This window comes from Cryobacterium sp. TMB3-10 (assembly GCF_004402305.1).
GTDB classification, from domain to species: Bacteria; Actinomycetota; Actinomycetes; order Actinomycetales; family Microbacteriaceae; genus Cryobacterium; species Cryobacterium zongtaii.
In genome coordinates this window covers 82197-95940 of sequence record NZ_SOGH01000024.1, presented here as the reverse complement: position 1 = coordinate 95940, position 13744 = coordinate 82197, and the positions used below count along the sequence as shown (strand labels likewise).

The window sequence follows — 13744 nt, the reverse complement described above, 5'->3', positions numbered from 1 at the left end:
CGGTTGGGTGAAGGGGTCTCTTATTGTCCCACGCCGCACCGGCCTCGCTGAGCCGTTCGAGTCCCTGGCGGCTATTCTGAGCGGATGCCTGACTTTCCTTTCGAGCGCCTGCGCCGCTGGCCCGATGTCGAGGCGACCAATCTTTTCGCCGTCGACGCGAGCGACCGGCTGATCCTGGACGAGGCCGCGGCGGGACTGGCCACGGCCGGTGTCGGCGAGGTCGTGGTGCTCGAGGACCACTACGGTGCCCTGACGCTCGCGGCGGTGGCGCAGCTGACCGCGCGGCTGGGAGCGCAGCCTGAGGTGCGCGTCTACCAGGACGCGCTCTCCGGCGAACACGCCCTCGATCACAACGCGGCCGATCTGGCGAGCAGCGTGCCCGATCTGGCCGGCCTCACCGGGGCGTACCGGCATGTGCAGCTGGGCGCCGAGCTGTTCACCGGGGCCCGCCTGGTGCTGCTGCAGCTGCCGCGCAGCCTGGCCGCCCTCGACGAGCTGGCCGGCACCATCGCCCGCTTCGCCGCCCCCGACGTGACCGTGGTCGCCGGTGGTCGCATCAAGCACATGACTGTGGCCATGAACGAGGTGCTGCGCCGGCACTTCGGCGAGCTGCACGTCACGCCGGCGCGGCAGAAGTCGCGTGTCCTGATCATTACGCAGCCGACGGTCTCGGACAGCACTGACCAGGCCGGCCCGGCGTGGCCGCGTACGGTCGAGCACCCCGACCTGGGTCTCACCGTCTGCGCCCACGGCGCCGCCTTCGCCGGCACCACCATCGACATCGGCACCCGCTATCTGCTCGAATTCCTCGACCGTATGAAGCCGGATGCCGTCACCGCCGTCGACCTGGGCTGCGGTACCGGGGTGCTCGCGGCCGCCCTCGCCCAGCGTCGCCCCGGCCTGCAGCTGGTGGCGAGCGACCAGTCCGCCGCGGCCGTCGCCTCCGCCTTGGCCACCATGTCGGCCAACGGCGTAATGGATCGGGTGCGGGTGCTGCGCGACGACGCGCTGAGCGCGCAACCCGACGCGTCCGCCGAGCTGATCCTGCTGAACCCGCCGTTCCACATCGGGTCGTCGGTGCACGCCGGCATCGCCCTGAAGCTCTTCGAGGATGCGGCCAGAGTCCTGCGCCCCGGCGGCGAATTGTGGACCGTGTGGAACACCCACCTCGGCTATCGCCCCGCCCTCACCCGCATCGTGGGACCGACCCATCAGGTCGGCCGCAACACCAAGTTCACCGTTACGGTGTCCACCCGTCGCTAGCCGGTCAGGCAGCCGCACCTGTTGCCCATGCGGACATGTGCGCCCGGTGTGCCGGGACCATTTGTCCGCAGCGGGAACAGTTAGCCGGCGAGGGCCACGGCGTCGGCCTCGAGCGGCTCGTTGTTGATGACGGATGCGGTCCAGCCGGCCTCGGGGCTGAACTGCACGACCGACATTGCCGCGTTCAGGATCGGCGGGATGTCCCGCTCGAGGGCGGCCATCAGGCTGAGGCGAATCAGGGTGCCGTGGCAGACGACGATGATGCGGGCGCCCGGGTAGTCCTCGGCGAGCTGGCGCAGCGCACCAAGGCCGCGGTTGGACACGCTGAGCGCCGCCTCGGCACCACGGAAGCTGCCGGAGTCGCCGTCGGCCCGCAGGGCGTCGAGCGTGGGTCCGGCGGAGAGCCCCTCCGCCGGTCCGTAGTTGCGCTCGACGAGGCCGGGCAGGTGGCGGGTCACCTCGAGGTCCAGGTCCGCGGCGATGATGTCGGCCGTCTCGGCCGCACGGGACAGCGGCGATGCCACGACGAAGTCCCATTCGTACTGCGAGAGCGGTGCGACCGCCTCCGTGGCCTGGCCCCGGCCCACGTCGTTGAGGGGCACATCGGTGGCCCCCTGGATGCGCCCGATGGCGTTCCAATCGGTCTGGCCGTGGCGGACGAGGGCGAAGGTCGTTGTAGCAGTCACCTCCCTATTCTGCCTCGTGTGGCCGGGTCGCCCCGCAAACTGGTGGCGTCAGCGGGTGGCCAGGCCACGCGCTCCGGCGCGCTGACGCCCGATACGGATGCCGGCGAGCTCGCGAAGGCCGTGCGCCACAGGGCCAGGACCGACCAGCCGAGCAGCACCACGAGCAGAGCGTTGCGCACGGTGAGCAGCAGGATCGCACCGGCATCCCCGTGCACCAGGGGCAGGTAGAAGATCGGGAAGATCAGGGTGGTCAACCCGCCGATCACGATCGTGAGATAGGCCGGCACCCGCCAGACAACCCAGTCGTGGGCCACGCCGACGGCCACGACCGGGGCGATCCACAGCATGTACTGCGGCGAACCCACCTTGTTGAGCACCACGAACGTGGTCACCAGGGCCAATGCGCCCAGAAGCACCAGCTGGGCGTTGTCGCGGCTGCGACGCAGGGCCAGCAGGAGCAGAACGAAGATGCCGGCGATGACCAGGAACATCAGCGGGGTCATGGCGGCCGCCACGAAGCCGGCGCCGGGGCCGCTCACTTCGCGGGTGGCGATGGCGTGGTTCTGGTAGATCGTGGTGCCGTGCTGGCCCATCGCGGCCAGCCACACCCACGGGGTCGTCACCGGCGCCTCGAGCTGCAGGGCCCGGTCGGATTGCATGGTGACGAAGCCGGTCAGAAACCGCAGGCCTCCGGCCGCCCAGACGGCGCCGGCGATACCGGCCGTGATCACTCCGCCGGTGACGACCACGCTCACCCGGCGCCGGCTCGCCGCCACGACGGCGAGCAGCACCGCGGCCGGCCAGACCTTGATCCAGGTCGCCGCGGTGAGCAGGGCGGCGGCCAGCACGGGGCGGCGGGCCACCAGCACCAGGCCCATGATCACCAGTGGGGCGCTGAGCCCCTCGAGGCGCAGCAGTCCGACGGGGCTGAGCAGCAGGCTGAAGGCCAGCCAGAACCAGGCCGCCCGGTAGCCGGCCCGATCGCGGCCCCAGTCGGTGAGGATGCCGATGGCCGCGGCGTTGAGGGCCCCGGTCATCACGAACCAGAGCAGTTGGTACAGCAGTGGGCCGGCCGCATCCGCCAGCACGATCGGCACGATCGCGCCGATGGGATACACCCACTCGACGTCGATGCCCTGCCACACGCCGTTGGCCAGCGCCTGCTCGGCCCAGACCCGATAGAGCGGCAGGTCGCCCAGCACCCGGCCGGTGAGGATGGTCGGCAGCAGCGCGAACAGGAAGAGCAGGTGCAGCCCGAGGAAGCCGAGCAGCAGGGTGCGGGGACTCCGAAGCCAATCCCGCCTGGCGGGGGTGAGCAGCCTGGCCAGGCGGTGATCGACCAGTTCCACAAAATACGACATCGCACACGTCACTTTCCACAGTCAGACCTTGTGAAGCCGATCACTGGGGAGTGTACGAATCGAAGGTGAAAGGGAAACAACCAGAAGCTGTCCGGGAGGGGCGGCCGCCTGAGAGTCTGTTCAGCGAGGTGAGCGGATGGTGCCGGTCGGGCGGCTCAACTGCGCCGCAGCGGACCTCGGCACCTACATCGGAGCATGCTCAGAGAATTCGATGGCCTGCTGCACCGAGTCGATCCCGAGCACCAAGCACAACCAGACAGATGACAGCGCCAGAACCAGGATGACTGTCGCGGTCGTGGTCCGCCGCGCCTCACGTGGTCCGGCACGCGCGGACAAGACCGATGCCGCGGCAGCCAGCGCCGGAATCACCAGCGACACAACCATGACCCCGACAAGGCCGGGAACCCGAGCGGCGTAATAGGAGCTCGGATAATCGTCGGGGTCAAAATTGAACCCGGCGACACCGGCAATGAATGTCGATGCCAGCGACAGGCAGAACAGCACGAGAGCCCAGCCCAGCCAGGTGTCACCGCTCCACTTCCCCATGGCAGACAGTCAACCACGGCCGGAACGGCGCCGATCCCGAGACAAGACTCACGCGTCGCGGGAGGTGCCCTTGGTCAGGGTCTTGCCCTGGAAGAAGGCCGGGTCGACCCTGCGCATGATGAGCATCAGGACGATGCCGGTGAGGAAGAGGACCATCGCGAGGATGAACACCAGGCCGACGCCGCCGATCTCCGAGCCGCTGCCGTAGTCGGGATTGGTGCTGTCGATCAGGGTCGTGGCGAAGATCACGGCCAGGATGATGCCGCCCAGCAGCGGGGCGAGCAGCTTGAGCAGGAACGCCCGGGTGCTGGAGAACACCTCGCGGCGGAAGAACCAGACGCAGGCGAACGCCGTGACGCCGTAGTAGAAGCAGATCATGATGCCCAGGGTGAGGATGGTGTCGGTGAGCACATCGGTGCTCAGCACCCGCATCACCGCGTAGAACCCCCAGGCCACCACACCGGCGATCACGGTCGCGAAGCCCGGCGACTTGAACCGCGGGCTGATCGAGGCGAACCGCTTGGGGAACGCTCGGTAGTGACCCATCGAGAGCATCGTGCGGGCCGGGCCCACGAAGGTGGACTGCAGCGAGGCCGCCGAACTGGACAGCACGGCCAGCGACATCAGGATCGCGAACGGGCCCATCACCGGGCCGGCCAGCGCCGCGAAGACGTTGCCCTGGATGTCTTCGTTGCCCAGACCCAGCTCGCCGGCGCCGACACCGGAGAACATCAGCGCCGACACCGCGACCAGGATGTACAGCACGAAGATGATGCCCACCGTGAGGGTCGCCGCCCGGCCAGGCGTCCGGGCCGGGTCCTTGGTCTCCTCGTTCATGGTGAGCGTGACGTCCCAGCCCCAGTAGATGAAGATCGACAGCGACACCCCGGCGGCGAATGCCGAGAACGACGGGGTGAGGAACGGGTTGAACCAGCTGGCGCTGAAGCCGAGGGCGTCGAACGCGGTGCCGTCGGAGAAGTGGATGAGCGCCGCGACGCTGAACCAGATCAACACGAGCAGCTGGAATGCGACGAGCACGTACTGCACCATCTTGGTGGCCTCCATGCCCCGATAGGAGACGTAACAGGCGCCGACCATGAAGACCAGACAGGTGAAGATGTTGATCCAGACGTTGCCGGCCAGGTCGGCCAGGCCGGGGTTGTCGAACAGCTGCGCGAGCATCAGGTAGAAGAAGTCCACGGCCACCCCGGCGAGGTTGGACAGCACCACCACCGTGGCCACGATCAGACCCCAGCCACCCATCCAGCCCAGCCACGGCCCGAACGCGCGGGTCGCCCAGGTGAACGAGGTGCCGGCATCCGGCATGGCGTTGTTGAGTTCGCGGTAGCCGAGCGCCACGAGCAGCATCGGGATGAAGCCGACCATGAAGATCCCCGGCATCTGGGTGCCCACGGCCGCGACGGTGGGGCCGAGCGAGGCGGTGAGAGTGTACGCGGGGGCGATGCAGGAGATGCCGATCACGGTGGCGCCGAGGAGGCCTACGCTGCCGGCACTCAGGCCCTTGGCGGACAGACCGCCGGCGCTGGATGAGGTGGAGGTGGTGGCCGGCGTGGCGCCGGAGGCGGATGACTGTGCCATGAACCTGTCCTTTGGTCGGATCAGCTACGGGTCGAAATCAGCGAACGGGTTGGATCAGGTGCGGGTGGCCGAGGTCGGGACGACGACGAGCGGCACCGGCAGGGCGTGCAGCATGCGGTGGGCGGTGATGCCGAGGAAGATCGTGCGCGGCGCGGCCAGCCGGCTTGACCCGACGAATGCGAGCTCATCGGGCCGCCAGTCGAGGGCCTCGACCGCGTCTTCGACGCTCTTGCCGGTGCCGACCTCGGTCGTGATGACGCCGTGGCTGGTCGAGTGCCGCTCGTAGTAGGCGAGCACGGCGTCGAGGTGGGCGGTGCTGCCCGCAGCGGCCGGTGACTGCTTCTCGCGGGCCGCGTCGACCTCCACCAGGGTCACGAAGCGCAGGTCCACTCTCAGCCCGTCGGAGAATGCCACCAGCGAGTCGAGCAGGGCTTCCCAGCCCGGCCGGGTGCCGATGGCGCAGGTGATCCGGGTGAGCTGGGCCGGCGCGCGGTACCCGTGTGGGGCGAGGGCAACGGGTACGGGGGAGGCATGCAAGAGGGCGTTGGCGACGCTGCCGATGGTGAACCTGTTGAACAGTCCGCCGCGGGCGGCGCCCACCACGATCCGGTCGGAATCGAGGTCTGCGCTGGCCTGGATCAGGCCCTCAGATGTGGAGTCGGCCCAGAGCAGATGGGTCGTGGCCGTGACATCGGCGGGCACCCAGCCGGCGGCCTGCTCGAGCCACTTCGTGGCCTGGTCGGCCAGGAGAACCTCGAAGTCGCTGCTCGCGGCGTGGATCTTCGCCGGGGCCGTGGTGACGCGCTGCAACACCAGGCAGATGCGCAGTTCGGCCGCGGTGATCCTGGCCATCGCGATGCCCAGCTCGAGGGCCTCGCGGCCTTGGGCGGTGGCCTCGTAGGCCACCACATAGTTCGGTACTCGCGTCACGCTGTTCTCCTTGGTTCCGTGGCCGGCGCATCCGTGCTGTGTTCATCCGTGCTGTGTTCGTCCATGCTGTGTTCGTCCGCGCTGTGTTCATGGCTGCTGTGCTCGTGTGGGTGGTCGGCCATCCCGCCGTGCTCCATGCCCGGGGCGCAGTGCGCGGCGCTCGGTTCCACGTCGAGCGACGGGTTGCGGTCGAAGAAGCCCACCGGCTTCAACCAGAACGAGACGATGTCGGCCGGCATCACCGGCCATTCCTCCGGCCGGGTGATGTGGTGGATGCCGAAGGTGTACCAGAGCACCACATCGGTATCGCGTACGGCGCGGCCGGCCTGGATCCACTCGGGCAGGCCGTGGTCGACGCCGCTCTGGTTCACGAACTCGCCGCAGGGCCAACGCTGAGCGTCGTCGTTGGGAGTGACCCACACCGTGTGGCCGATCACCTGAGCCCGGGTGAGGGCCGGGGCTTCGGGGTGGAAGAACGACGGGATGGCGCCGCCCGGCACGAGCTTGTACGACACCGGGGTGCCGAGCCCGTTCAGGGTCTGCTCGTTGACCACCTTCCAGGCCCTCTGGGTGTTCCAGTCGAAGTCATCGAAGCCCTCGGTCTCGATCGGGGTGTTCTGTTGGGTGAGTGCCAGCCCGAGGGGGTTGGCAGCGTCGATCGGTTCGATGCGGGTCTCGCTGCGGTACACGGTGTTGGCCGGGCCGTCGATGTCGAGGTCCATCCGGGCCACGATGAAGTGCTGGTGGAACGGCGCGTAGGTGCGCTCGTCGACGAGGGTGCCGTTGGGGTGCGGCTGGCCGGGCTCGAGGTGGGTGACCACCATGATGCCGGTGGCGCGCACCTCACACTCGATGTTGCCGTCCTGGTAGAACCGCCAGTAGACGAGGTACTCGTAGTTGGCCACGGTCACGTGGAAGGACACCACCAGCCGGCGCATCCGGCGCACCTCCGCGCCGCCGTCGTGGTCGACGTGCTTCCAGAGCACGGCGTTGTCTTCCTCGTGGATGCAGAAGGCATTGGGGATCGAGTACGGCTCGCCGGCGCTGTTGTGCAGCACGGCATCGAGGTAGCGGATCTCGCCCAGGCAGTCGCAGCCGAGCTCCAGCGACGTGGTCATGAACCCCAGGCCCCACTCGCCGATGTCGAACGCGGTGCGGCGGAAGTGGTCGACGCTCGGGTCGCGGTACGGCACCACCATCTCGGCGAACGAGAGCCGGTTGGCGATCGGGCGCTCGCGGCCGGCATCCGTGTAGGTCACCCTGTGCAGCGTCATGCCCTCGCGATAGTTGAATCCCACTCGAAGCGACCAGTTCTGCCACTGCACCAGGTTGCCGTCCACGCTGAAGCTCGGGCCCTCCGGCTGCACGATGTCCAGCGGCTTCAACGGCGGCCTCGTGCTCGCGGTGCGGATGCGCTCCGGCACCAGGTGCGGCACGTACTCGCCCATCACGCTCGGCGGGTCCACGGCAAAGGTGTCCTCGATTTCGAGCAGGTTCATGGTGTTCACGTCGATCACGAAGTGCAGCCCGCTGACCGGTCCCGCGTAGGGGTTGGCGCCGGCACCGCTGCGCACCCAGACGTCGGCCCAACCCAGGCGCAGGCCGCGGTAGACGTCGGGGATCACGGCGTCGCCGTAGGTCCAGGTGTCGATGAAGACGTTCTCGAGGTCTGTGATGCCGCGTTTGGCCAGTGCGGCCACGACCTCCGGATGCGCCCGCAGCGCCGCGTCGGCCTCTTCCCACTCATCGACGGTGAAGTTGGCCTGCACACCCACCACCTGACCCCACTCGAGCAGGGCGTCGGTGCGCAGCGACACCACCGCCACCCAGGTGTGGTTCTGGGCGCGATGCAGCACCACCAGGCGCGCCCGGCGCTCCGGGGCGACACCGGTGGCCTCGAATTCGGCGATGGCGGCCTTGGCCGGCTCGACAAGTTCGATCGAGGCGAACCGCCAGCCCGCACCCACCCCGTGCTCACGGGCGAGCACGGCCGCCGCCTGGGTGAACTCGGGGCCGGTCAGGGGGTCGAGAGGATGGAAGCTCATTCGAGTGCGCTCATCACGTGCTTGATGCGGGTGTAATCCTCGACGCCGTACATGGACAGGTCCTTGCCGTAGCCGGAGTACTTGAATCCGCCGTGCGGCATCTCGGCGGTCAGCAGGATGTGCGTGTTGATCCAGACAGCGCCGAAGTCGAGGTCGCGGGAGACCCGCAGGGCCCGGGCATGGTCGCGGGTCCAGACGCTCGAGGCCAGCGCGTAGCGCACGTCATTGGCCATGGCGATGGCCTCCTCCTCGGTGCCGAAGCTCTGCACCGTGATCACCGGGCCGAATGTCTCGTCCTGCACGATCGCATCCGTCTGGCGCACCTGGGTCACCACGGTGGGTTCGAAGAAGAAGCCCGCCTCACCCACCCGGTGGCCGCCGGTGCTGATCACCGCGTGCGCCGGCAGGCCCTCCACCTTCTCGACCACGTCGGTGAAGTGCCGCACGTTGTTGAGCGGCCCGAAGTAGTTGTCGGCGTCGTCGGCGGACCCGGTGATGCGCAGCTCGGCCTCGGCCGTGAACGCGCCCACGAATTCGTCGTGGATCGACTCGTGCACGAGCACCCGGGTGATGGCCGTGCAGTCCTGGCCGGCGTTATAGAAGGAGAAGTCGGCGATCGCCGAGGCGACCTTGGCCACGTCGACGTCACCGAACACCACGGCGGGCGCCTTGCCGCCGAGCTCCAGGTGAGCGCGCTTGAGGGTGTGCGCGGCGCCGGCAGCCACGGCCATACCCGCGCGCACGCTGCCGGTGATCGAGACCAGGCCGGGCACCGGATGCTCGACGATGAACGCACCGGTGCTCGCATCGCCGAGCACGATGTTCATCACGCCGTCCGGCAGGATGCCCTGGCTGATCCGGGCGAGTTCGAGGGTGGATTCAGGGGTGGTGTCGCTGGGCTTGAGCACCAGGGTGTTGCCCACGGCCAGGGCCGGACCGATCTTCCAGATGGCCATGAGGAACGGGAAGTTCCACGGGGTGACCTGGCCCACCACCCCGATCGGTTCGCGGCGCACCCAGGAGGTCATGCCATCGAGGTACTCGCCGGCCGACTTGCCCTCGAGCAGTCGGGCGGCGCCGGCGAAGAAACGCAGCTGATCGGCCCCGGCGGCCACCTCGTCGGCGGCGATGGTGGCGCGCGGCTGGCCGGTGTTGCGGTGCTGAGCCTCCACGATCGCGTCGCTGTTGGCCTCCACGGCGTCGGCCAGCCGCAGCAGCGCCAACTGCCGTTCGCCCGGGGTCTTCCGGCTCCAGCCGGGGAAGGCGGCCTTGGCGGCGCGCATGGCGTCGTCGACGTCGCCCGCTGTGGAGATCGGGGCCCGGGCCACGATCGACCCGGTCGTCGGATCGACGATGTCCAGCAGCGCGGAGCCCGTCGGTGTCACAAAGTGGCCATTGATGAAATTGGACAGTAGCGCGGTGCTCACGGGACTCCTCTTCGATGAGTGGTCATGCGGTGCGCGGCCGCCGGTGGCGTTGGCTCGGTCGGGGCGTTGCCGGGCCAGTATGGCACCTGGCCGGGAGAAAAGGCACCCCCATTCATTCGGAGCCGGCCGCCGCGCCGGCCCTCCCGACCGTCCGCGCGGGTGCAGGATCTTGCACTCATGCATCGTCCGCTGAGGGCGGCTCGAAGATACTGCGCCGCATCCCACTGTGACGTCGTGTTTCGTGCAGGGATGTGATCGGGCCGCGAAGAGGTGAGCATTGATCCATGCCCAGACAGATTCGCTTCAATGCCTTCGACATGAACTGCGTCGCCCACCAGTCCTCCGGCCTCTGGCGCCACCCCGACGACAGGTCGCAGAGCTACACCGACCTCGGGTACTGGACCGAGCTCGCCAAGCTGCTCGAGAAGGGACGCTTCGACGGCATCTTCCTCGCCGACGTCCTGGGCACCTACGACGTCTACGGCGGCACCAACGAGGCGGCGATCCGCAACGGAGCACAGATCCCCGTCGCCGACCCGCTCCTGGTCATTCCCGCAATGGCATATGTCACAGAGCACCTCGGATTCGGTGTCACCGCCGGCACCGCATACGAGCACCCGTACCCCTTTGCACGCCGCATGTCCACGCTCGACCACCTCACCAAGGGGCGGGTCGGCTGGAACGTCGTCACCGGCTACCTGCCCTCCGCCGCGCGCAACATGGGCAACGAAGACCAGCTCGAGCACGACGACCGCTACGACTACGCCGACGAGTACCTCGAGGTGTTGTACAAGCTGTGGGAGGGTTCCTGGGAGGACGACGCCGTGGTGCGCGACACCGAGACCGGCGTCTTCACCGACCCGAGCAAGGTGCACTCCATCAATCACTCCGGCAAGCATTTCCAGGTGCCGGGCATCCACCTCTCCGAGCCGTCGCCGCAGCGATCGCCCGTGATCTACCAGGCCGGCGCCTCCAGCCGCGGCATCGCGTTCGCTGCCGGCAACGCCGAAGCGATCTTCGTGGCCGCGTCGACCAAGGCCGTGCTCACGGGCACCGTCACCAAGATCCGCGATGCCCTCGAGGCGGCCGGCCGCGACCGGTACTCGGCCAAGATCTACACGCTGCTCACCATCATCACCGACGAGACCAGTGAGAAGGCTCAAGCCAAGTACCTCGACTACCTCAGCTACGCCAGCGAGGAGGGCGCCCTGGTGTTCATGTCCGGGTGGATGGGGGTCGACCTGTCCGAGTTCGCGCTCGACGAGCCGATCGGCAACGTCAAGAGCAACGCCATCCAGTCGGCCGTGGCCAATTTTCAGGCCGCGAACGGCGACGGCTCCGAGTGGACCGTCGGCGACATCGCCCGGGCCGGCGCCATCGGCGGCCTCGGCCCGTTCATTGTGGGCTCCGGTGTGGAGATCGCCGACCAGCTCGAGGAGTGGGCGGCCGAGACCGACGTGGACGGGTTCAACCTGGCCTACGCCATCACGCCGGGCACCTTCGAAGACGTGGTCACCTGGGTGGTGCCCGAGCTGCAGAAACGGGGCGTCTACCCCACCGAGTACACCGAGGGCACCCTGCGGCAGAAGCTGCACGGCCGCGGCGACCGCCTGCCCGACGAGCACCACGGCGCGAATTTCCGCGTCGGCGTGCCCGTCGCCTGAGCAAGCGCAGCTCGCGAATGCGGCCGTGTGGTCACCTCATCCAAACGAGGCAACCACACGGCCGCTTTCGTGCGTATTAGGATCAGCGCACCGCGCCCCTCCGCTCCACCGAACGAGGAGAATCCCATGCCGATCCGCATCCACGTCACCAGCATCTTCGTCGACGACCAGGCGAAGGCCCTGGCCTTCTACACCGACAAGCTCGGCTTCCTGCCGAAGACGGATGTGCCGGTGGGCGAACACCGCTGGCTCACCGTGGTCGGCCCGGGCGAGCCCGACGGCGTCGAGCTGCTGTTGGAGCCGGACGTGCACCCGGCGGCGCAGGCGTACCAGCGGGCGCTGGTCGGGGACGGCATCCCGGCCACCTCGTTCGCCGTTGACGATGTGGCCGCCACCGTTCGTGAGCTGGAAGCGAAGGGTGTGAGAATCACCCAGCCGGCCACGCCGATGGGCCCAGTGGTCGTGGCCATGCTGGACGACACCTGTGGCAATCTCATCCAGCTGACCAGTCCGGTCTGATCGCCGAGGAACGTGCTGTATGGTTGTAGCTACAAGCATTTCGTAGCGAGACCGGGAGCCAATCATGAGCGACACAGCACGCGAGCAGATCCTCGACGCCGCCACGTCAATGGGCGCGGTAACCCTGCGGGTCGGTGACCTCGAGACCATGTCTGACTACTACTCCCGGGCCTTCGCGATGGAACCCCTCGAGGAGCGCAGTCGCAATCGTGAGGTGCACCGTGTGCTCGGCCGGGGAACGACGCCGCTGGTGCGGCTCATCCACACCCCGGACCTGCCCGGCGTCGACCCGCGCCAGGCCGGCCTGTTCCACACCGCGTTCCTCTTCGAGACCCCCGGCAGCCTCGCGGCGACGGTCTACCGCGCTGCGCAGGACCCGCGCAGCATCTTCATCGGCTCCAGCGACCACCTCGTGAGCGAGGCGTTCTACTTCACCGACCCGGAGGGCAACGGCGTCGAGCTCTACACCGACCGGGACCGCAGCACCTGGATCCACGACGGCGAACAGATCCGGATGGCCACCGAGTACCTCGACCCCAACGCCTACCTGCAGGGTCACCTCGATCAGGCAATCGTCGATGCCGGCTCCGCCCTGCCCGGCGCGGTCGGGCACGTGCACCTGCAGGTCGGCGACATCCAGACGGCGCGGGCGTTCTACGTCGACGCGCTCGGCTTCGAGGCCACCCAGGGCAGCTACCCGGGCGCGCTCTTCGCCTCCGCGGGTGGCTACCACCACCACATCGCCATGAACACCTGGAACAGCCGTGGCTCGGGCCCCCGCGCGGCGAGCCTCGGCCTCGGCGACGTGGCCGTGACGGTACCCGCCGTCGCTGACCTGCACTCCCTCTCCGCCCGCCTCACCGCCCGGTCGATTCCGTTCGCCGGAGACGGCCGCTCCGTGACGGTCGCCGACCCGTGGGGCACCCAGGTCACCGTGGCGCTGCCCGACCTCACCACCGACGAGCTGATCGCCCGATGACCCCGCAGCTGCGGGAAGTGCGCTCGTCCGCCTGGCCGGCCGACGGCACCACCGAACCCGCGGTCGCGCTGCTCCTGCACGGCTATGGTTCGAACGAACACGACCTGGCCGGCCTGATCCCGGCGTTCGGGCTCGCCCAGCCGTGGGCGTCGCTGCGCGCGCCGCTCGAACTCGGCACCGGCGGCGCGGCCTGGTTCCCGATCACCACGCCCGGAAACCCCGACGCCCGGCCTGTCGCCGAGGCCACCGAGACGATCTGGGCCTGGGTCGATGCGAACCTGGCTCCCGGCACCCGGGTGATCCCGATCGGCTTCTCGCAGGGCGGCCTGATGGCCAGCCAGCTGCTGCGCACCCGGCCCGAGCGGGTGCTCGCCCCCGTCGTGCTCGGCGGTTTCGTTCTGGCTGCAGAGCAGCCCGGCGACGCGACCCTCGCCGAGACGCGCCCGGCCGTCTTCTGGGGTCGCGGCGCCGAGGACCGGGTCATCGCTGAGGCCGCGATCACGCGCACCAGCGCCTACCTGCCGCGGCACTCCACCCTGGTCGAACGCATTTACCCGGGCCTCGCCCACGGAATCGACGCCGCCGAGGCCGGCGACGTGCGCGACTTCCTCGCGCTCCACGCGGCCCGAAAGCCGGCCACCGCGAAGTAGGTGCCCTGGTAGCGTATCCGCCACCTCCAGTCTAAACTTGAGCCGAGTCCACTCAAGTATTCGCGGAGGATGATT

At 68.7% G+C, this 13744-nt stretch carries 12 protein-coding genes; 5 read left to right on the top strand and 7 right to left on the bottom strand.

All coding sequences use genetic code 11. The features are described 5' to 3' along the window. The first annotated feature begins 84 nt into the window (after positions 1 to 84). Entirely contained in the window at positions 85 to 1263 is a 1179-nt protein-coding gene (locus tag E3T22_RS13210) for a methyltransferase (protein ID WP_103479913.1), read from the top strand. 80 nt (positions 1264 to 1343) lie between these two features. Here the strand turns inward: E3T22_RS13210 and E3T22_RS13205 are convergent, their stop codons facing one another. The 7 genes from E3T22_RS13205 to E3T22_RS13175 form a co-directional block, all read right to left on the bottom strand. Then, positions 1344 to 1949, bottom strand: a complete 606-nt coding sequence (locus tag E3T22_RS13205) for a histidine phosphatase family protein (protein ID WP_088457580.1) — start codon at positions 1947 to 1949, stop codon at positions 1344 to 1346. Beyond that, on the bottom strand, positions 1946 to 3310 hold the full coding sequence (locus E3T22_RS13200) for a glycosyltransferase 87 family protein (RefSeq protein WP_088457579.1): 1365 nt from the start codon (positions 3308 to 3310) through the stop codon (positions 1946 to 1948). Before E3T22_RS13200 ends, E3T22_RS13205 begins: the two co-directional genes overlap by 4 nt. 183 nt (positions 3311 to 3493) lie before the next feature. Then, entirely contained in the window at positions 3494 to 3856 is a 363-nt protein-coding gene (locus E3T22_RS13195; protein WP_134479560.1) for a hypothetical protein, read from the bottom strand. A 48-nt stretch (positions 3857 to 3904) separates the two neighbouring features. Continuing rightward, positions 3905 to 5455 (bottom strand): APC family permease, encoded by a 1551-nt coding sequence (locus E3T22_RS13190; protein ID WP_134479559.1) that lies wholly within the window; start codon positions 5453 to 5455, stop codon positions 3905 to 3907. Between the two features lie 54 nt (positions 5456 to 5509). Then, positions 5510 to 6385: a universal stress protein gene (locus E3T22_RS13185; RefSeq protein ID WP_241983685.1), complete on the bottom strand. Its 876-nt coding sequence runs from the start codon at positions 6383 to 6385 to the stop codon at positions 5510 to 5512. Beyond that, positions 6382 to 8430 (bottom strand): primary-amine oxidase, encoded by a 2049-nt coding sequence (locus E3T22_RS13180; protein WP_134479558.1) that lies wholly within the window; start codon positions 8428 to 8430, stop codon positions 6382 to 6384. The genes E3T22_RS13185 and E3T22_RS13180 overlap by 4 nt, the downstream gene beginning before the upstream one ends. Continuing rightward, positions 8427 to 9857: an aminobutyraldehyde dehydrogenase gene (locus E3T22_RS13175; protein ID WP_241983684.1), complete on the bottom strand. Its 1431-nt coding sequence runs from the start codon at positions 9855 to 9857 to the stop codon at positions 8427 to 8429. The genes E3T22_RS13180 and E3T22_RS13175 overlap by 4 nt, the downstream gene beginning before the upstream one ends. A gap of 284 nt (positions 9858 to 10141) precedes the next feature. On the opposite strand from E3T22_RS13175, the gene E3T22_RS13170 reads away from it, so the two are divergent. The 4 genes from E3T22_RS13170 (at position 10142) to E3T22_RS13155 (ending at position 13669) form a co-directional block, all read left to right on the top strand. Then, entirely contained in the window at positions 10142 to 11521 is a 1380-nt protein-coding gene (locus E3T22_RS13170; RefSeq protein WP_134479556.1) for an LLM class flavin-dependent oxidoreductase, read from the top strand. Between the two features lie 126 nt (positions 11522 to 11647). Beyond that, a complete protein-coding gene (locus E3T22_RS13165) occupies positions 11648 to 12040 on the top strand; it encodes a VOC family protein (protein ID WP_088457573.1) in 393 nt (130 codons plus the stop codon). A gap of 64 nt (positions 12041 to 12104) precedes the next feature. Further along, on the top strand, positions 12105 to 13019 hold the full coding sequence (locus E3T22_RS13160; RefSeq protein WP_134479555.1) for a VOC family protein: 915 nt from the start codon (positions 12105 to 12107) through the stop codon (positions 13017 to 13019). Then, complete coding sequence (locus E3T22_RS13155) at positions 13016 to 13669, top strand: alpha/beta hydrolase (protein ID WP_134479554.1); 654 nt, start codon at positions 13016 to 13018, stop codon at positions 13667 to 13669. The genes E3T22_RS13160 and E3T22_RS13155 overlap by 4 nt, the downstream gene beginning before the upstream one ends. The last annotated feature ends 75 nt before the right edge of the window (positions 13670 to 13744 follow it).

What these genes read in the sequence shown, in the direction of transcription:
- E3T22_RS13160 (WP_134479555.1), top strand. Translation starts at nt 12,105, where the DNA reads ATGAGCGACACAGCACGCGAGCAGATCCTCGACGCCGCCACGTCAATG.
- E3T22_RS13155 (WP_134479554.1), top strand. Translation starts at nt 13,016, where the DNA reads ATGACCCCGCAGCTGCGGGAAGTGCGCTCGTCCGCCTGGCCGGCCGAC.
- E3T22_RS13190 (WP_134479559.1), bottom strand. Translation starts at nt 5,455, where the DNA reads ATGGCACAGTCATCCGCCTCCGGCGCCACGCCGGCCACCACCTCCACC.
- E3T22_RS13165 (WP_088457573.1), top strand. Translation starts at nt 11,648, where the DNA reads ATGCCGATCCGCATCCACGTCACCAGCATCTTCGTCGACGACCAGGCG.
- E3T22_RS13195 (WP_134479560.1), bottom strand. Translation starts at nt 3,856, where the DNA reads ATGGGGAAGTGGAGCGGTGACACCTGGCTGGGCTGGGCTCTCGTGCTG.
- E3T22_RS13170 (WP_134479556.1), top strand. Translation starts at nt 10,142, where the DNA reads ATGCCCAGACAGATTCGCTTCAATGCCTTCGACATGAACTGCGTCGCC.
- E3T22_RS13180 (WP_134479558.1), bottom strand. Translation starts at nt 8,430, where the DNA reads ATGAGCTTCCATCCTCTCGACCCCCTGACCGGCCCCGAGTTCACCCAG.
- E3T22_RS13200 (WP_088457579.1), bottom strand. Translation starts at nt 3,310, where the DNA reads ATGTCGTATTTTGTGGAACTGGTCGATCACCGCCTGGCCAGGCTGCTC.
- E3T22_RS13210 (WP_103479913.1), top strand. Translation starts at nt 85, where the DNA reads ATGCCTGACTTTCCTTTCGAGCGCCTGCGCCGCTGGCCCGATGTCGAG.